The 20,411-nt window shown below is 41.8% G+C and carries 14 protein-coding genes; 8 read left to right on the forward strand and 6 right to left on the reverse strand.

From position 1 onward, the window contains the following. Positions 1–82 precede the first annotated feature (82 nt). Both Q0K96_RS08875 and Q0K96_RS08880 read left to right on the forward strand, forming a co-directional pair. On the forward strand, positions 83–2,971 hold the full coding sequence (locus Q0K96_RS08875) for a GEVED domain-containing protein (RefSeq protein ID WP_297333648.1): 2,889 nt from the start codon (positions 83–85) through the stop codon (positions 2,969–2,971). A gap of 285 nt (positions 2,972–3,256) precedes the next feature. Further along, a complete protein-coding gene (locus Q0K96_RS08880; protein WP_297333649.1) occupies positions 3,257–5,395 on the forward strand; it encodes a T9SS type A sorting domain-containing protein in 2,139 nt (712 codons plus the stop codon). 91 nt (positions 5,396–5,486) lie between these two features. Here Q0K96_RS08880 and Q0K96_RS08885 read toward each other — a convergent pair whose 3' ends face one another. Together Q0K96_RS08885 and Q0K96_RS08890 are read right to left on the reverse strand one after the other, a co-directional pair. Further along, positions 5,487–7,850 (reverse strand): glycosyltransferase, encoded by a 2,364-nt coding sequence (locus Q0K96_RS08885; RefSeq protein ID WP_297333650.1) that lies wholly within the window; start codon positions 7,848–7,850, stop codon positions 5,487–5,489. A 65-nt stretch (positions 7,851–7,915) separates the two neighbouring features. Further along, complete coding sequence (locus Q0K96_RS08890; RefSeq protein ID WP_297333651.1) at positions 7,916–8,179, reverse strand: hypothetical protein; 264 nt, start codon at positions 8,177–8,179, stop codon at positions 7,916–7,918. A 366-nt stretch (positions 8,180–8,545) separates the two neighbouring features. Here Q0K96_RS08890 and Q0K96_RS08895 point away from each other — a divergent pair, with 366 nt between their 5' ends. Together Q0K96_RS08895 and Q0K96_RS08900 are read left to right on the forward strand one after the other, a co-directional pair. Beyond that, positions 8,546–10,735, forward strand: coding sequence for a glutamine synthetase III (locus Q0K96_RS08895; protein WP_297333652.1), 2,190 nt, complete (start codon positions 8,546–8,548; stop codon positions 10,733–10,735). Positions 10,736–10,826: 91 nt separating this feature from the next. Further along, positions 10,827–11,591 carry an OmpA family protein gene (locus Q0K96_RS08900; RefSeq protein WP_297333653.1) on the forward strand — a complete coding sequence of 255 codons (765 nt, stop codon included), beginning with the start codon at positions 10,827–10,829 and terminating at the stop codon, positions 11,589–11,591. 2 nt (positions 11,592–11,593) lie between these two features. On the opposite strand, the gene Q0K96_RS08905 is transcribed toward Q0K96_RS08900, so the two are convergent. After that, positions 11,594–12,109, reverse strand: coding sequence for a DUF2892 domain-containing protein (locus Q0K96_RS08905; RefSeq protein WP_297333654.1), 516 nt, complete (start codon positions 12,107–12,109; stop codon positions 11,594–11,596). Between the two features lie 169 nt (positions 12,110–12,278). On the opposite strand from Q0K96_RS08905, the gene rpmH reads away from it, so the two are divergent. Beyond that, positions 12,279–12,440, forward strand: a complete 162-nt coding sequence (gene rpmH / locus Q0K96_RS08910) for a 50S ribosomal protein L34 (protein ID WP_026979292.1) — start codon at positions 12,279–12,281, stop codon at positions 12,438–12,440. A gap of 161 nt (positions 12,441–12,601) precedes the next feature. After that, positions 12,602–15,454 carry a carbamoyl-phosphate synthase large subunit gene (gene carB, locus Q0K96_RS08915; RefSeq protein ID WP_297333655.1) on the forward strand — a complete coding sequence of 951 codons (2,853 nt, stop codon included), beginning with the start codon at positions 12,602–12,604 and terminating at the stop codon, positions 15,452–15,454. Positions 15,455–15,486: 32 nt separating this feature from the next. Here the strand turns inward: carB and Q0K96_RS08920 are convergent, their stop codons facing one another. Further along, positions 15,487–16,656 (reverse strand): YCF48-related protein, encoded by a 1,170-nt coding sequence (locus tag Q0K96_RS08920; RefSeq protein WP_297333656.1) that lies wholly within the window; start codon positions 16,654–16,656, stop codon positions 15,487–15,489. Between the two features lie 98 nt (positions 16,657–16,754). Between Q0K96_RS08920 and Q0K96_RS08925 the strand changes: the two genes are divergently transcribed. Continuing rightward, positions 16,755–17,717, forward strand: coding sequence for an ion channel (locus Q0K96_RS08925; protein WP_297333657.1), 963 nt, complete (start codon positions 16,755–16,757; stop codon positions 17,715–17,717). 259 nt (positions 17,718–17,976) lie between these two features. Further along, positions 17,977–19,608: an ABC-F family ATP-binding cassette domain-containing protein gene (locus tag Q0K96_RS08930; protein WP_297333658.1), complete on the forward strand. Its 1,632-nt coding sequence runs from the start codon at positions 17,977–17,979 to the stop codon at positions 19,606–19,608. Positions 19,609–19,718: 110 nt separating this feature from the next. Here Q0K96_RS08930 and Q0K96_RS08935 read toward each other — a convergent pair whose 3' ends face one another. Both Q0K96_RS08935 and Q0K96_RS08940 read right to left on the reverse strand, forming a co-directional pair. Continuing rightward, positions 19,719–20,075, reverse strand: a complete 357-nt coding sequence (locus Q0K96_RS08935) for a hypothetical protein (RefSeq protein ID WP_297333659.1) — start codon at positions 20,073–20,075, stop codon at positions 19,719–19,721. Positions 20,076–20,103: 28 nt separating this feature from the next. Further along, positions 20,104–20,403: a hypothetical protein gene (locus tag Q0K96_RS08940; protein WP_297333660.1), complete on the reverse strand. Its 300-nt coding sequence runs from the start codon at positions 20,401–20,403 to the stop codon at positions 20,104–20,106. Positions 20,404–20,411: the final 8 nt, after the last annotated feature.

Here is a 20,411-nt window from a genome sequence, read left to right on the forward strand (position 1 = left end):
GACAGTTATAGTTGTGATTAATTCTGTCATAGATTACTAATTATGTTAATTTTAAAAAACTAATCCATTAAAATTGTTACATATGAAGTTAAATCTACGATTGCTGTTTTACAGCTTTACCATTTTTGCTGCATTATCCATTAGCGGTTATGCACAAATTAATTATTCAGAAAGTTTTGACGATGATACCCATAACTGGGATTTGTACGACTTTTATGAAGCTGACGGTGTTTCCTGTGAAGGAACGGGCTCACTCTATGCCAACCTTTATGATGGTTTCTTTTTCGGGTATTTTGCAGAAATGACCTCTCCGGCTCTTGGTACCACAGCGGGTACAGAGATCACGCTTACCTACCAGTATAAACTTCTGGAATATGCCGCTGAGAATCCTACCGTACCTGTACAAAATGCAGATGACTGGGGTTATTTTGAGGTTTACTACGCCACATCTCCTACAGGGCCGTTTACTCTTATCGAAACTATTGATCCTGACAATCATATAGAGTCTGCTGATTGTGCTACGCGTACGGCTACATTTACACCACCCGCAGGTGTAGAGCTCTATATTTATGTTGTTGCAGAGCTTGGTGATCTTTCGAATGACTTTTTATTCTTCTTTGATGAAATAAATGTAGTAGAGCAGCCACTACCGGCATGTACGGGTACACCTGCAGTAGTTGCCACACAAACATCAACAGCATTTTCATGTGAGGAAGGAGATATCACACTTTCACTACCATTTGCTTCGGCATCAGGGTTTGAATACCAGTGGCAAACATCTGCCAATGGTACAGATTTTACAGATGTTGCAACAGGAGGTGAAGATGATACCTATGTAACCACTCAAACAGTAACCACATGGTACAGGGCAGTAATTACCTGTACGGCAAGCGGACAGTCTGTAAACAGTACTCCTGTTCAGGTGGTAGCTTCAGGTATTCCATGCTATTGCGATATTGAGTTTTGGTCGATTGTCGAGCCGATAACCAATGTTGAGTTTGCAGGGATTGATAACGCGTCTTCTCCCGAAACTGATGCAAGCCCTTCTCTTGAAAACTTTACAAACGTTGCACCTGCTCAGGTAAATGCAGGAGGTACCTATGATATTGCTTTGGAAGGTAACACCAATGGCGATTATGAAACATTCTTTACAGTGTTCATTGACTTTAACCACAATGGCGAATTTGAATTTATAGGCGAAGCATTTGAAATAGGCTCTATAGAAAACTCTGACGGTGAAGACGGGCAGGAAGCTACAGGTGAAATATATATACCTTTAGATGCCATGCAAGGGCTAACCATGATGAGGATTGTTAAGAACTATGACGAATATACAATAGACAGTTGTGGTGAAGAAAACGGATGGGGTCAGGCAGAAGACTATCTTGTAAACATACTGCCACCTGTACAGCTTGACTACGTAAACCTTCAATGGCCACCCACAATGGAACTTTCAGTAGGCGAGACCGGTACAGTATATGCCCAGGCCTATGAAGACGGCGTTACCCCGGGCGCAGGCCCCGGCGCAGGCGTTACCGCGTGGATAGGCATCAGTGAAGAAGACACCGACCCGGCTACATGGGATACCTGGATACCGGCCACCTACAACACAGCCGTAACCGGCAACAACGATGAATTCATGGGCGACATAGGCGCCGGGCTTGAGCCGGGCACCTATTACTATGCCAGCCGTTTCCAGTTACAGGACGGCCCCTACACCTACGGCGGCTACACCCCGACAGGCGGCGGCTACTGGGACGGCACCACCAATGTGAGCGGTGTACTGACAGTAACCTGCGATACAGAAGCACCGACAGCCCTTGCAGAACAACAATTCTGTGCAGGAGCAACCGTAGCAGGCCTTTCAGCCGATGGCGATACAATAGTATGGTACACCACAGAAACAGGCGGTGAGCCTTTAGAAGAAGAAACCGTACTTGCAAACGGAACCTACTACGCAGCACAAATACCCGAAGGCGGCTGCGAAAGCCAGTCACGTACAGCAGTAACCGTTACCGTTGTTACAATAGATACACCAACCGTAAGCGTTGTACAGCCCACATGTGCCGTCAATTCAGGTAGTATAACCATTAATACCCCAACAGGAGCAGGCCTGGTATATTCCATCAACGGCGCCGACTTCCAGGCTTCGAATGTATTCAGCGGGCTTGAAGGCGGAACCTACATGGTTTATGTAGAAAACGAACTGGGCTGTACCAGCGAACCCTTTACAGTAGTACTGGAGCCGGCAGAAAGTGTTGAAGCCCCGGTAGCCGATGCCCAGCAAACCGTTTGTAACGGCTCAGCACTTGAAGAGCTTATGGCAGAAGGCGACAATGTAGTATGGTATGCTGACGAAACAGGAGGAGAGCCACTGGATATCGAAACGATGCTTACCGATGGCACCACCTATTACGCCGCCGCTGTAGAGGGCGAGTGCGAAAGTGAGCGCACAGCCGTAACCGTAACCCTGAACGTAGTGCCTGCACCAACAGGAGAAGCAATCCAGGAATTTGACGGCCCTGCCACACTGACCTTTGAAGATATTGAAATAGACGCCACAGGCGAGCTTAACTGGTATGCATCAGAAGAAGATGCCATGAACAGCGACAACGAACTTGACAGCGACTATGAAATTACCGAAACACAAACCCTGTATGTAACCCAGGAAATAGACGGATGCGAAAGCGCACCATTTGCAGTAACAATAGAAGTTGTGTTAAGTACAGAAAGCTTTGACTCAGCAGCATTCCGTTACCACCCCAACCCGGTAAAAGACGTGCTTACACTAAACTACAGCAATGCCATAGAAAACGTGGTTGTTTACAACCTGTTAGGCCAGTCTGTACTAGAGAGAAGCGGCAGCAGCAATGCAATGCAGCTTGACATGGCGCAGCTATCCGCAGGAACTTATATCGTAAAAGTAACTTCACAGGGAGCTGTTAAAACCATAAAGGTAGCCAAACAGTAATCCTCCAACAAAATACTTACATATAACCAAAAAGGGGGCAGCCATATAGCTGCCCCCTTTTACTATTTATAAAATAGATGTGTCTTTCTGTTTAAAGGTTTAAAGCCCCTGTTGCGTTTACTTTTACTTCATAACCCCAGGCATGACAAATAAAGTGTTGAAATTCAATATGTTTATTTGCAAAACAAACGTTAAATGTGTGTTAAATAATAATCTTTCCTTAACATGCGGGTATAATATTGTGTGCTGATAATTATCAATATATAAATGATTTAAACTTACATTATGGGATCAACTTTACGTTTACTCTTTTACAGTTTTATGATTTTTGCTGCTTTTTCGTTTAGTAGCTATGCACAATTAAATTTTACCCAAAACTTTGAAAACCCCACACCGCAATGGGAGGGTCTTGGTTTTTCACGTACCTTACAGGAACCTTGTGATGGTACAGGTTCTTTAAGAGCGAGTGTTTTTAGCTTTCCGGATATTTTTACGCTTTCTGCCGAATCTGTATCGCCAACCATGGGAGCATCTGATGGAACACCCGCTACTTTACAGTTTAACTACAGGCTTGTTAATTGGGCTTCAGGACCTCCATATGATAGCGCAGTTCAAAACAGTACATCATGGGGTAGCCTTACATTTGAGTATGCTACATCCAGTACAGGTCCATGGACTGAAATTGTGAATATAACGCCTGAAAATCATGTAGAATCTAACAACTGTAGTTCTTTCAATGCAACATTTACACCTCCGGTGGCAGCACAAATTTATTTACGTATTTATGCTGACCCTACAACTACTTTTCCCGATGGGGTTGATTACTATGTGTATATAGATAATCTTTCTGTATCACAATTACAGCTTGACTACGTAAACCTTCAATGGCCACCCACAATGGAACTTTCAGTAGGCGAGACCGGTACAGTATATGCCCAGGCCTATGAAGACGGCGTTACCCCGGGCGCAGGCCCCGGCGCAGGCGTTACCGCGTGGATAGGCATCAGTGAAGAAGACACCGACCCGGCTACATGGGATACCTGGATACCGGCCACCTACAACACAGCCGTAACCGGCAACAACGATGAATTCATGGGCGACATAGGCGCCGGGCTTGAGCCGGGCACCTATTACTATGCCAGCCGTTTCCAGTTACAGGACGGCCCCTACACCTACGGCGGCTACACCCCGACAGGCGGCGGCTACTGGGACGGCACCACCAATGTGAGCGGTGTACTGACAGTAACCTGCGATACAGAAGCACCGACAGCCCTTGCAGAACAACAATTCTGTGCAGGAGCAACCGTAGCAGGCCTTTCAGCCGATGGCGATACAATAGTATGGTACACCACAGAAACAGGCGGTGAGCCTTTAGAAGAAGAAACCGTACTTGCAAACGGAACCTACTACGCAGCACAAATACCCGAAGGCGGCTGCGAAAGCCAGTCACGTACAGCAGTAACCGTTACCGTTGTTACAATAGATACACCAACCGTAAGCGTTGTACAGCCCACATGTGCCGTCAATTCAGGTAGTATAACCATTAATACCCCAACAGGAGCAGGCCTGGTATATTCCATCAACGGCGCCGACTTCCAGGCTTCGAATGTATTCAGCGGGCTTGAAGGCGGAACCTACATGGTTTATGTAGAAAACGAACTGGGCTGTACCAGCGAACCCTTTACAGTAGTACTGGAGCCGGCAGAAAGTGTTGAAGCCCCGGTAGCCGATGCCCAGCAAACCGTTTGTAACGGCTCAGCACTTGAAGAGCTTATGGCAGAAGGCGACAATGTAGTATGGTATGCTGACGAAACAGGAGGAGAGCCACTGGATATCGAAACGATGCTTACCGATGGCACCACCTATTACGCCGCCGCTGTAGAGGGCGAGTGCGAAAGTGAGCGCACAGCCGTAACCGTAACCCTGAACGTAGTGCCTGCACCAACAGGAGAAGCAATCCAGGAATTTGACGGCCCTGCCACACTGACCTTTGAAGATATTGAAATAGACGCCACAGGCGAGCTTAACTGGTATGCATCAGAAGAAGATGCCATGAACAGCGACAACGAACTTGACAGCGACTATGAAATTACCGAAACACAAACCCTGTATGTAACCCAGGAAATAGACGGATGCGAAAGCGCACCATTTGCAGTAACAATAGAAGTTGTGTTAAGTACAGAAAGCTTTGACTCAGCAGCATTCCGTTACCACCCCAACCCGGTAAAAGACGTGCTTACACTAAACTACAGCAATGCCATAGAAAACGTGGTTGTTTACAACCTGTTAGGCCAGTCTGTACTAGAGAGAAGCGGCAGCAGCAATGCAATGCAGCTTGACATGGCGCAGCTATCCGCAGGAACTTATATCGTAAAAGTAACTTCACAGGGAGCTGTTAAAACCATAAAGGTAGCCAAACAGTAATCCTCCAACAAAATACTTACATATAACCAAAAAGGGGGCAGCCATATAGCTGCCCCCTTTTACTATTTATAAAATAGATGTGTCTATCTGTTTAAAGGTTTAAAGCCCCTGTTATGTTTACTTTTGCAGCTTTAATCCTTTTCCTGAAATAAATGTTATCTGGGTTACCAAAATATTTATTAATGGTTAGCCTTGCCATAAGATAACTAACGGTTGATTCGGCACCCTGATTAAGGTTTACGCTGTGCTCCTCAAGGCCGTCAAAGCATCCTCCTGTGCATGGGTTATATATAACCTGTTGAAGGTGGTTGTTGCCCAAAAACCAGTTAAAGGCAATTTCCATTTTAGTAAGGTAATCCTCTTCTTTAAAAATATCATGGAACTTGCGAAGCGCGAGTATGGTATATGCAACATCTATTGGCTGCTCGCCATAATGCTCTTTAGCAGTACCTTTAAAGTACCAGCCTTTGTTAGAAATTACCTTTATACGCTCGCCGTCAAAAATCGTGGTAAGTAAAAAATCGAATGATTCCTTGGCAACATTTTTATAGACTTCTTCACCGGTTATAGCATAGCAAAGCAATAGTGCTTCCGGTAATACGCTGTTTGCATATGTAAGATAGTTTTCAAACCATTTCCAGTTGCTGTCAGCTTCGTGGCGGTACATCTGTACAAGCCTATCACCAAACAGTTTTATGTAAATAAGGGTGTCGGTATCTTTTACTTGGCGGTTGTAGTAATAAAGCCCCTTAATAACAAAAGCCATAGCTCTTGTAGAATAAATATTTTTGGTAAGGCCAAGTGACTTCTGGAACATAGCCTCTGCTTTCTGGGAGAATTCCTGAGGGAGTATTTGTGAAAGCGATATAACATATCCTAAAGCCCACATTGCCCTGCCTGAACTGTCTTCCAGGTTTTCATTCCGGTTTTGTACACCAAAGTTGGTGTTATAGTCTACATAGTTCATAAACCTGCCGTCTTTACACTGGCAATGGTCTATAAAATTGAGGTATATCTCAATATATTTAAGTACACTTTTATCTTTGTGCTGCTTGTAGTACTGGCAAATAGCTATTAGAGCACGTGCATTATCATCAAGTGTGTAACCTGAATTTATATCCGGCCTGTTAAGCTGGCTGAATTGCAGCATACCGAAATCGGTAGTTAGCCTTTTAATATGATCAAGGTTTATTTTAAGGTTCCTGTATTGCAGTTTTAAGTTGCCGCAGGCTTTCTGCAACACTTTTGCATGTGCTACTGCCGAGTTTTCCCAGGCTGTAGGGTTTATTTTATGCAGTCCGTTAAGCATCATGTTGTTACGCAGGTTCACATCAAATAATAATGTGTTGATGCATTCTGCCAGTTGTTCAGAATTGCCGAAATCAAAAGTCAATCCTGTATCGCCGGCAAGTACTTCTTTAGCATGGGGTATTGGTGTAGAGATAATGGCGCAACCGCAGCTAAGTGCGTATGAGAATGTGCCGCTTACCGCCTGGTTTGGGTCTTTGCTTGTAAACAGGTAAATATCTGTCATCTGCAAATAGTCCAGTAACTCGTGCAGCGGTACATATTTATTGATAAACTTTACATTTTCTTCCAGCCCCAGCTTTTGTATTTTTTGAACGAGAGACTCACGGTATTGTTCACCTTCGTGCAGTACTACTGTCGGGTGCGTTTTTCCGATAATTAAAAACAACACTTCAGGAGACTTATCTACCACTGCAGGCAGTGCATCCAGTGTTGTTTCAATGCTCTTACCCGAACTTAAAAGCCCGAAAGTAGATAATACTTTTCTGCCCTCAAAGCCATATTTTTGTTTTAGCTCTGCTTTATCCGCGTGAGGAACAAGGTGTGTGCCATGAGGTATAACTGCAATTTTATCTTTTGTTGTGGTATAATCGCGCAACAGTATATCAGCAGCATTGTTTGTCATTACAATAACAGAGTCTGCCCTGTCAAGGATATGCTGTACATTTTTCCTCAGGTTATCATCAGGGCCGGGTAATATAGTATGAAAAACTACTGTAACCGGTTTCTTAACCTCATTAATAAAATTATTAAAATGTTGTACACCATCGGCAAAAAGCCCGAATTCGTGCTGAATGAGCACAGCTTTCAGGTTATCATCTGCATTTATAGCCAGCGCAAGTTCTTTATAAGAAGCTTCTTCTGATGTATCAAGCTTATACTTAACATCTACATCTTCATATTCGTGTTTTTCATTTGCATTTTCAAGTGCACATATTTTCAGCGAAAATGAGTTTACATATTGATTATTAAGTGCTTTTATTAAGTCCTGCGAATAAGTTGCTATACCACATTGCCTTGGCGGGAATGTGGTTAAGAATAATATTTCCGGCATTTTATCTGTGCCGGAAATATCCTGAGTAGCAAGTTGTTTTAAGTATTTTGTATAAGGTTGCAGATGCTTCCCTGTGTTTCTCCTGGCTTTCATGGCAGTCTGAGTGTTTAGCAGTTTTTTATAATGGGCTGTGTACTGTTTATGTTAAACGGGCAGGTTTAAGCGTTGCTTGTTTTGTTTACCCAGTTGTTAGCTCTTTCTTTAGCAGAGTTAACAGCATCTTTAGTTTCAGAAGGAGCATTCTTATATTCTTTTTCAGCTTTGCGTTGCAGCTCATTAAGCTTGCCCCTCATGTTATCCTTCGCTCCTTCAACTGTTTCGCGGAAAGCCTTCTTTTTAGATTTGTTCTTGTACATTAAATATGCTGCTCCTGCCAGTGCAGCGCCTGCTGCAATACCAATGGCTAATTTTTTATTGTTCATAGCTTTAGTTATTAGATTTATATTATTGAGCTAAATTAGACAATCAGTAGCCAAACCGCAATTTGCTTATATAATATTTAACACACAGTTTATTTATGTAGGAATTTTATATTTTAATTAACAAATTTCAGGCTTTTGTTGCAGATTTTGTATTTACTGCACGGTTTTAGTGCTGTATTTTTACTAAGGTTATCAAAATATTATGCGCATGTGTCTTGAAGGTAATTTTTAGAGGGGTGTTACAACATTTTTTTGATTAGAATTATAGATGTTACCCCTTAAAAAATAGGGGGTATTGTTTGTGTTAATAATTTTTTTGTATATTTGCACCTGTTTTTAAACAATAACAAATAAAATTATAGTTCCATGTCTACATTACGTTTTCAGGCTTTAAAGGAGACCGCCGGCAGAAAACCGGTAAAAGTTGAAGAACTTGACAGAAAGTCGGTTATTTTTGGTAGCAACGTGTTCAATGACAAAGCAATGCGACAATTTTTAACGCCTGAAGCTTACCAGGCCGTGAAAAATGCAATGCAGCATGGAACAAAAATAGACCGCAGGATTTCAGATTATGTTGCCATGGGTATGAAAGAGTGGGCATTAAGCAAAGGTGTAACCCATTATACACACTGGTTTCAGCCGTTAACAGGTTCTACTGCCGAAAAGCATGATGCTTTTTTTGAAACATCTTTTGATGGCAGCGATCCTGTAGAGAAGTTTGGCGGAAGCCAGCTTGTACAGCAGGAGCCGGATGCATCCAGCTTTCCTAACGGTGGTATAAGGAATACTTTTGAAGCACGCGGTTACACAGCGTGGGATCCGACATCACCTGCATTTATATATGGTACTACACTATGCATACCAACAGTGTTTGTATCGTATACAGGAGAGGCGCTTGATTATAAAACTCCTCTTTTAAGGGCGCTAAGTGCCGTTGATGACGCTGCAACAGATGTATGCCGCTATTTTGATAAAAATGTGAAAAAAGTTACTGCTACCTTAGGATGGGAGCAGGAATATTTCCTTATAGATGCGGCACTTGCCAACTCAAGGCCGGATATTATGATAACAGGCCGCACGCTGTTGGGGCATACCTCGGCAAAGGGGCAGCAGCTGGAAGACCACTACTTTGGTTCTATACCAACAAGGGTGCTTAACTACATGCGCGACCTTGAGAACGAATGTATGCTGCTTGGCATACCGGTTAAAACCCGCCACAACGAAGTTGCACCTAACCAGTTTGAGCTTGCGCCAATATTTGAAGAGGCTAACCTTGCGGTAGACCATAACTCGCTGCTTATGGACATTATGCAAAAGGTAGCCGAGCGCCACGACTTTAAAGTGCTGATGCATGAAAAGCCGTTTAAAGGTGTTAACGGTAGCGGTAAGCACAATAACTGGAGTATGGCTACAGATACAGGTGTTAACCTGCTTAGCCCGGGTAAAACCCCTATGAGCAACCTTCAGTTCCTTACATTCTTCATCAATACTATTAAGGCTGTTCAGGAAAATGAAGAACTGTTAAGGGCTTCTATTGCTACAGCATCTAACGATCACAGGCTTGGCGCTAACGAGGCTCCCCCTGCAATTATATCGGTGTTCATCGGGCAGCAGCTTACAAAAGTGCTGGAAGAACTTGAGGGTGTATCCTCAGGCAAACTTTCTCCTGAAGAGAAAACCGACCTTAAACTTAACGTAGTTGGTAAAATTCCGGATGTACTTCTTGATAACACCGACAGGAACAGGACTTCTCCTTTTGCCTTTACAGGTAATAAGTTCGAATTCCGTGCGGTAGGCTCAAGTGCTAACTGTGCTAATGCAATGACTATACTTAATGCCATAGTTGCCAAGCAGCTAAGGGACTTTAAGAAAGAAGTCGATGCCCTTATCAGCGATAAAAGCATGAAAAAAGACGATGCCATATTTAATGTGCTAAGGGAATACATCAAGGAAACCAAGAACATTTTATTTGAAGGTGACGGCTACAGCGACGAATGGGAGCAGGAAGCGGCAAAGCGTGGGCTTAGCAACAACAAAACCACTCCTAAAGCGCTTAAGGCAAAGGTTTCTGAGAAATCACTTGCATTGTTTCAGGAACTTAAGGTAATGAACCATGTTGAAGTAGAGGCACGTTATGAAATTGAGCTTGAAGAATATACCAAGAAAATTCAGATAGAAGGCAGGGTACTGGGTGATATCGCCCGCAACCATGTTATACCTACAGCTATACGTTACCAAAACATCCTTATCGAGAATGTTAAAGGCCTTAAGGAGATATTCGGCAGCGAGTACGAATCAATAGGCAAGGAACAGATAACGCTTATCCGCGAAATTTCTGAGCACATTGCAGGTATTAACTCAAAAGTGGAAGAAATGACCGAGGAGCGCAGGAATGCCAATGCACTTGAAAATGCCGAGGCTATGGCAGATGCCTACTGCGAAAAGGTAAAACCATACTTTGATGTTATAAGGAACCACTGCGACAAGTTGGAGCTATTGGTTGATGATGAGATATGGACACTTACCAAATACAGAGAACTCCTGTTTACGCGATAATTCATACATAATACTACTAAAGCCACGCACAGCGTGGCTTTTTTTATACTAAAATTTGTAGTTTTGAAGTTATCCTTACAAATTATCCATAATGAAAAAAATCTTTCTGCTATCGGCATTTCTTGGCGCTTGTTTAGATATATCGGCACAACAAAATTTTACAGCCTATTTTGATTTTGATATAGATGAGGCAAACAAGCCGTCACAAAAAAAGCTGGCTGACTGGATTGCCGAAAATCCTTCTGCTAAGGTGTTAAAAGTATATGCTTATGCCGATACTGTAGGCACACCTGAATATAATATAGCGCTATCGCAGCGGCGTGCCGCCTATGCATTACAACAATTAAATGCAGGTAAGGTAGAGGTGGTGCCCGATGCCGAAGTAAAAGGGTTTGGTGAAGAATTTGATTATGCCGCCAACCAGGATGAAAACCGTAAAGTAGTGGTATATTATGAAAATCCCCAGAATGAAGTAAAAGCCTTTGCAAAAGCAGTTGAGGCAGCTAAAAAAGGCGATATATTAAAATTGCCCAACCTTAATTTTTATAATAATTCAGACATAATATTAAGGGAGTCGCAGCCTATACTCATTGAGCTTTTACAGATATTGAAGGATAATCCTAACCTCAAAATAGAAATACAGGGGCATATTTGCTGCCAGGAGGTAGAGCAAAACGATGTATCATTAAGAAGGGCAGTAGCTATATACCAGTTTCTTATTAATAGTGGTATAGATAAAGACAGGCTGTCTTATAAAAGCTTTGGCAGTACAAGGCCGGTATATCCGCTACCAGAAAAGAATGAAGAAGAGCGCGTTGCCAACCGCCGCGTAGAAATTATGATAACCGATAATTAAAACTATATCTTTTTAAGCTGCTGCTTCATCATGGTTATCTGGTCTTTAAGCATATTGTGCTTGTCCAGTTTTTTAGCCTCATTAAGTAGCTGTGTGGCTTCCATTTTACGTCTCTTGGTAAGTGCAATACCGGCAAGGTTAAGCTTTGCCATTGCCATATCCTGATTCATGCTCAGGCCAAGCTCTACGGCTTTTTTAAGGTGTTTTTCTGCCAGTGTAAGGTTGGTTTGAGAAAGCATAAGCCCGTTAAGGTAGTTATAGTAACCCTGTTGTTTGCGAACAAGTGCCGCTTCGGGATTTTTTATTTTATCAAGTAACTTTTTAGCGCCGTCAAAATCCTGCTTCCTCAGTTTAAAAAAAGCCATTATAATAATTTCATTTTTAAAGTACAGCAAGATAAACATACCTGCCAACAGTAGCAGGGCAATGCCATTACCTATGTTTTTATCGGTAAATTGCCAAATTGCGGTTATAACTATAAGGGCGGCAAGTACTAATTTTATATTCTTGTTATACATAGCAGTAATGTTTAATTTTGCGGTGCAAAGGTAAGAAAATGAATTAAAAATAATTTTACAAAAGCACTTGTGAGTAAAAAAAAGCTTTGTATATTTGCACTCGGTTTTGGAATTAGTGTTCCTGATGCCCTTAAAAAGACATTACATTAAGATTTAAAGATACAAAGCAATGAGTAAGAGAACGTTTCAACCATCAAAAAGAAAAAGAAGGAACAAGCACGGTTTCATGGAAAGAATGGCTTCTGCCAACGGTAGGAAGGTGCTTGCTCGCAGAAGGGCTAAAGGAAGGCATAAACTAACAGTTTCTAGCGAACCAAGGCATAAAAAATAATGTTTTATAACAAAGCATACATAAAGGTGTTACTTTAATAAAGGTAACGCCTTTTTTTATACCATATAAAAACTGTAACCCCTGCCAACGGCGGGGCATTTTTTAAAATAAATACTAACTTTGTACTCCTAAAGTAATAACTACAACTACAACAACACAAAATGCCAAAAGACAACTCCATTAAAACGGTTCTTATTATCGGCTCCGGGCCAATAGTTATAGGCCAGGCCTGCGAATTTGACTATGCCGGCTCTCAGGCGGCGCGCTCATTAAGGGAAGAAGGTATCAAGGTTATACTGATAAACTCTAACCCGGCAACCATTATGACCGACCCCAGCATGGCCGACCATGTGTACCTGAAGCCACTTACAACAAAATCTCTTATAGAGATATTGAAGGAGCATCCTGAAATTGACGCTGTACTGCCAACAATGGGTGGGCAAACGGCCCTTAATCTTTGTCTTGAGGCTGAAGAAAAAGGGATATGGTCTGACTTTAACGTGAGGCTGATAGGGGTAGATATAAATGCCATAAACATAACCGAAGACAGGGAACAGTTTAAGCAGCTTTTAGAGCGTATAGGCATACCTGCCGCGCCTGCAAAAACGGCTAACTCTTTCCTTAAAGGTAAAGAAATAGCACAGGAGTTTGGTTTCCCGCTGGTTATACGCCCTTCGTTTACGCTTGGCGGTACGGGGGCATCTTTTGTGCACCGCAAAGAAGATTTTGACGAGCTGCTTACACGCGGCCTTGAGGCATCGCCAATACACGAAGTACTTATAGATAAAGCACTCTTCGGATGGAAGGAGTATGAGCTGGAATTGCTGCGCGATAAGAATGATAACGTTGTTATTATATGTTCGATTGAAAACATGGACCCTATGGGCATCCACACAGGTGACAGTATAACTGTTGCGCCGGCCATGACTTTAAGCGACACTACTTACCAAAGGATGCGTAACATGGCTATAAAAATGATGCGCAGCATTGGTAACTTTGCCGGTGGCTGTAACGTGCAGTTTGCCGTTAGCCCTGATGAAAAAGAAGATATTGTTGCCATAGAGATAAACCCGAGGGTATCGCGCTCATCGGCTTTGGCATCTAAGGCTACAGGCTACCCAATTGCCAAGATAGCTTCTAAACTTGCGCTGGGTTACCATCTTGACGAACTAATGAACCAGATAACAAAATCTACATCGGCATTGTTTGAGCCAACACTTGATTATGTTATCGTAAAAATACCACGCTGGAACTTTGATAAGTTTGAAGGGGCAGAGCGTACTCTTGGCCTCCAGATGAAATCGGTAGGCGAGGTAATGGGTATAGGGCGTTCGTTTCAGGAAGCACTGCACAAAGCCACACAGTCGCTTGAAATTAAGCGTAACGGGCTTGGTGCCGACGGTAAAGGCTACACCAACTATGAGCAGGTTATAGATAAGCTTACCAACGCAAGCTGGGACAGGGTGTTTACCATATATGATGCCATACAAATGGGTATACCGTTAAGCCGAATCCATGAAATTACCCAGATTGATATGTGGTTCCTTAAGCAGTATGAGGAGCTGTATGCACTGGAAAAAGAAATATCAAACTACACTATAGACACACTGCCGAAAGAGCTGCTGCTGGAAGCGAAACAAAAAGGTTTTGCCGACAGGCAGATAGCGCACATGGTAGGCTGCCTGGAAAGCCAGGTGTACAACAAGCGCGAAGAAATGGGCGTGAAGCGTGTGTACAAGCTTGTAGATACCTGTGCCGCTGAATTTAAGGCGCAGACACCATATTACTACTCAACCTTTGAGGCAGAAATTGAAAGAGCCGACGGCACTAAATATGTATCTAACGAAAGCGTGGTTTCCGACAGTAAAAAAGTAATAGTGCTTGGTTCCGGGCCAAACAGGATAGGGCAGGGCATTGAGTTCGATTACTCTTGTGTGCACGGTGTGCTGGCAGCCTCTGAATGCGGCTATGAAACCATTATGATAAACTGTAACCCTGAAACAGTTTCTACTGACTTTGATATAGCAGATAAGCTTTACTTTGAACCAGTATTCTGGGAGCATATTTATGATATAATACGTCATGAAAAGCCGGAAGGCGTTATAGTACAGCTTGGCGGGCAAACTGCACTTAAGCTTGCTGAAAAACTTGACCGCTATGGTATAAAAATACTGGGTACCAGCTTTGAGGCGCTTGACCTTGCTGAAGACCGCGGACGTTTCTCTGAACTGCTGAGCGAACTTGGCATACCATTCCCTAAGTTTGGTGTGGCAGAAAGCGCTGAAGAAGCCGTTAAGCTTGCTGATGACCTTGATTTTCCCTTACTGGTAAGGCCATCTTATGTGTTGGGTGGACAAGGTATGAAAATAGTGATTAACAAGCAGGAGCTTGAAGAGCACGTTATCGAATTACTGAAACACATACCAAACAACAAGCTGTTACTTGATCATTACCTTGACGGAGCTATAGAGGCCGAAGCAGATGCCATTTGTGATGGGGAGGATGTTTACATCATCGGTATTATGGAACATATAGAGCCATGCGGTGTGCACAGTGGCGACAGTAATGCTACATTGCCGCCTTTTAACCTTGGTGAATTTGTAATGCAACAGATAAAAGACCATACCAAAAAGATTGCGCTGGCACTTAAAACCGTTGGGCTTATCAACATACAGTTTGCCATTAAAGATGATACGGTATATATAATAGAGGCTAACCCGCGTGCATCGCGAACCGTACCTTTTATTGCCAAGGCATACGGCGAGCCTTATGTAAACTATGCCACCAAAGTAATGCTGGGCGAGAAAAAAGTAAAAGACTTCACTTTTAACCCGCAGCTAAAAGGTTATGCTATCAAGCAACCGGTATTCTCCTTCAACAAGTTTCCGGGAGTAAACAAAAAGCTCGGGCCTGAAATGAAGAGTACAGGAGAAAGTATCCTGTTTATAGAAGACCTTAAAGATGACCAGTTTTACGAGCTGTATTCAAGAAGAAAAATGTATTTAAGCAGATAATAAATAAAAGCCCCTATTCAGGGGCTTTTATTTTACTCTTTTATAAACCTGATTGTTTTATAATTTCCTGTTTTAAGGAAATACATCCCGGTTCTAAGGCCGGATACATCTATCGTATTGCTGAAACGCCCCTTCAATACTGTTTTACCTGTTAGATCGGTTATGATATAAGATGTAATTTGCTCATTACTTTCGATATTCAGTATATCGCGGGCAGGGTTAGGGTAAACTGTTACTGCATCAGCATTAAATTTTTCTGAAGAAGCAGCTACATCAATTTTATAAATATTGCCGCTTTCGGTTATTGCGTAACCAACATTATTATCGGGAAAGTCAAAATTAATAGCTACCGTTAAAAGATCTTGTGTGCCGAAGATATAAGTAGGTTGCCATGTTGCACCACCATCTAATGATTTTGAGATGCTATACTGTCCCGGATTACAGAAAATTAAATCTTCAGTAATCATATGTATTTTACTTCCGCCAATATCCTGGATTGATATGTCATACCAACTCAGTCCGCCATTCGTAGTTTTGTATATTAAGCTTGCATCACTAACCACACCTACATTTTCATTAAGAAAATGGATATAAGAGTCTCCTGAGTATTCATATCCAAAACTGATTCCACTCCATGTTTGCCCATTATCAGTAGTTTTTACAATACCCCAGTCTTTTATGGCAAAGCCGATACTACCACCATCATTGATAAAATGTAAATCATGTATCATTGGACCTCCGTCAGGAATTCCTAAAAAATTCCAGCTCCCACCATAGTCAGATGTTTGAAATAATTCATGATTCCAAAAAAATCCTGTCCCATCATTTTTAAAGTAGGCTTTACCCGGATATTGTGAGCCACAGTCTGTAACTGTCCAGGTTTGCCCGCCGTCAGCAGTCCTTAGGTTAATGCCTAACGCATCTGTAGTTAAAAATCCATTTTGGGCATCTGTAAAATGTATTGATGTAATCTTTTTATTATTGCCAATTTCAGGCAGTGTTATTTCTGTCCAGTTTATACCGCCATCAGTAGTTGTAAATAATTGCGGATTTGCATCTTCAGAAAAGCTGCTTACATAGCCATGCTGTGAATCTCGGAAAAATATTTCATTAAGGTTATCATGCTGAAAAGATAACGCAACCCATTGCGCATTTGCGACAAACGCAGTAACAGTAAGAAGAATCGTAAAAATTTGTTTCATAATCGGATGTTTTAAACTTCTTCAAATATATTATTTTAGCCATATAAATTGGAAGTCTATACCTTAAATTTAGATTTAAAGTCACATATCATATAAAAATGAACGTATTCAAAAAAATAAATATCCGCGCCAAGACAAGCAATAGTACCGGTTTCGGAACCAATCCCGGCAGCTATGGCGGGCGCTTTATAAATAAAGATGGCTCTGCCAATGTAGAGAAAAGGGGAGTGCCGTTTTTAAGCCGCATTAGCTGGTACCACACCATGCAGGGCTTACCGGCCTGGAAGTTTATAGGCCTGCTTTTTCTTTTTTATGCAGGTATCAATTTTATTTTTGCAGCACTATATTATGCAATAGGCATAGAGTACCTTGATGGGATAGATGCCAGTGAGGGCTCGGAATGGCTAAAGTTTGGCAAGGCATATTTCTTCAGCGCACAGACTTTTACTACTGTCGGTTACGGGCATATAAGCCCCAATGGCTTTTTAACAAGTGCCCTTGCTGCAACCGAAGCACTTACGGGCCTGCTTAGCTTTGCTATAGCAACAGGGCTTTTTTACGGCAGGTTTAGCAGGCCGAGGGCGTTTATAAGGTTTTCAGAAAATGCGGTTATAGCGCCCTACCGCAACGGTTCGGCATTCATGATACGCATGACTCCCTTTAAGAACACCAACCTTATTGATGCCGAAGCACGAATGACACTTGGTATGAGCGTAGAAGAAAACGGCAGCATGGTTAATAAATTTTATACGCTTGACCTTGAGCTGCAAAAAATAAATGCGCTAACCCTAAGCTGGACATTGGTACACCCAATAAATGAAGAAAGCCCTTTCTTTGGGTTTACTAAAGAAGACTTTGATACTACCGAAGGCGAAATAATTGTTTATATAAAAGCCTTTGATGATGTTTTCAGCAGTACGGTTTCATCAGGCACATCTTATACTTTTGATGAAATTATATATGGCGCTAAGTTTAACATGATGTATGAAGAAAATGATGATAATACCAAAACCATATTAAATTTAGACCGTATCAACTCCTACAGCAAAGTTCAGCTATAGCAAATACTAACTGCTAATAACCATATACTAAACCGGATAACGCATATTCTAATTTGCCTGTTACGGTCTCGCCCACGATATGTTACTTTACACTATTAAGTTATCCTGAATGCAGGAGGGTAACAAAATTATGGACTGAGTGTGTTTTTTTTAGGTCCGTCTTTTAAGGCGGGCTTATTTTTTATATTCGGTTAACAGCAATAGCCGGTTGCCGTTTATAGTTTTCCATTATCTTTGCACCTTCAAAATCAAACAGGTAATGATAACTGCAGATGCCCTATCGGTACAATTTGGCGGTACCACTCTTTTCAGCGATGTTTCTTTCTCTATTAACGAAACCGATAAAATTGCCCTTATGGGCAAGAATGGTGCGGGTAAAAGTACCCTGCTAAAAATACTGGCAGGTGTAAACAAACCATCATCGGGTAACGTTTCGGCGCCAAAAGGCACCGTAATTGCTTATTTGCCACAGCATTTGCTTACAGAAGACAATGCAACGGTTTTCGAAGAAACAAGCAAGGCTTTTGCTGAGATATTCAAAATGAAGGAGGAAATAGATGCCCTTAATGAAGAGCTTACAGTACGTACCGATTATGAGTCGGAAGAATATTATAAAATTATCGAAAGGGTATCGGAGCTTAGTGAAAAATTCTATTCGATAGAAGAGGTGAATTATGAAGCCGAGGTAGAAAAGGTACTGAAAGGTATGGGCTTTACCCGTATGGACTTTAACAGGCCAACTTCGGAGTTCAGCGGAGGGTGGCGCATGCGTATAGAGCTTGCTAAGATACTGCTGCAAAAACCCGACCTTATATTACTGGATGAACCTACCAACCACATGGATATTGAAAGTATCCAGTGGCTGGAAGATTTCCTTGTTAACAGTGCCAAAGCAGTAATGGTAATATCACACGACCGTGCATTTGTAGATAACATAACCACGCGTACCATAGAGGTTACCATGGGGCGTATTTACGATTATAAGGCTAAATACTCCCATTACCTGGAATTAAGAAAAGACCGCCGTGCGCATCAGCAAAAGGCGTATGAGGAACAGCAAAAAATGATTGCTGAAACTACAGAATTCATAGAACGTTTTAAAGGAACATACTCTAAAACCCTACAGGTACAAAGCCGTGTAAAAATGCTTGAAAAGCTGGAGTTGGTAGAGGTTGATGAGGTAGATACTTCCGCATTACGATTAAAATTTCCGCCTGCACCGCGTTCGGGCCAGTACCCTGTTGTGGTAAACGGATTGTATAAAGCTTATGGCGACCATGTTGTATTTAAAGATGCCGATATGGTTATAGAGCGAGGGCAAAAAGTTGCTTTTGTTGGTAAAAACGGCGAAGGTAAATCTACAATGGTGAAAGCAATAATGGGAGAAATTAACTTTCAGGGGAAACTGGAAGTGGGGCACAATGTAAAAATTGGTTATTTTGCCCAAAACCAGGCATCGTTACTGGATGGTGAACTTACCGTTTTTGAAACAATAGACAGGATTGCCGAAGGTGATATCCGCACACAGATAAAAAACCTGCTGGGCGCGTTTATGTTTAGCGGAGATGATACTACTAAAAAAGTAAAAGTACTATCAGGAGGGGAGAAGACGCGACTGGCTATGATAAAGCTGTTGCTGGAGCCGGTTAACGTACTGATTCTGGATGAGCCTACCAACCACCTTGATATGAAAACCAAGGATATTATTAAAGATGCACTAAATGCTTTTGACGGTACGCTGATACTGGTATCGCACGACAGGGACTTTCTTGACGGTTTGGTAACCAAAGTTTTTGAATTTGGTAACAAACGTGTTAAAGAACATTTTGAAGATATTAAAGGTTTCCTTGAGCTTAAAAAGATGGAGAATCTTCGGGAGATAGATAAATAGCTGATAGCTCTCAGCCTTCAGCTTTTAGCTTTCAGATTACAGGCCGGCGCTATAAATTAGAAAAGGCACTACATGAACGTGGTGCCTTTTTCAATTTAACTAAACTAAACCTATTTATTACGCTCTTTCCATTTATTGATGCCTATTACATTGTCCCTGATGTCTTTTTGCCAGTCGTTACCGTATTGCTTTTGAAGGTGCTGAAAGACAAGTAAGTTATATGTTTCAAAAAAAGTCATGTTTGCCGGAGCAATGCAGCCGAAATCATGATAAGTAATATCGAACTTTTTCTGAAAAGTTTCCGTAGCTTCATGGCTGTAAGGTTTTAATCCTCCAACGGTATAAATGGTAAAAGAGTTTCTCTTGCTGTCGTATTTAAACTTTTGTTCAGGCGTTACCTGCGCAAAAGGCAAGGGTTTTGAATTTTCATCTCGACCACTTTGCTGACTGTAGCTGAGAAATGACATTAATAAAAAAGCCTTTAAAATTATGCTTTTAAGGTATTTGTAATTTTTTCTTTTCATATTTTCTTCGTTCACGTTTTGTTAGTGCTTTTATAGTTGTTATCACAATGATTACTCTATCCGGGTTTCGGCAGTTCAGGATTGCTAAATCATCAGTATTTTTCAGAATTTTGAAACTGATGATATCTTCAGATTTTATGTTTTGAAATCCATACGAAGTTTCGGGTACACCATCTATTATGTAAAGCGTATCTCTCGGGATTGGGATTATCTCCTGGCTGTAGCTGATACCAGTTAACATCATAAAAGCCACTAATACTGTTAATTTCATATTTTCTT

Source organism: Flavobacterium sp. (assembly GCF_024305175.1).
In the GTDB taxonomy this organism is placed as follows: Bacteria; Bacteroidota; Bacteroidia; order Flavobacteriales; family Flavobacteriaceae; genus Flavobacterium.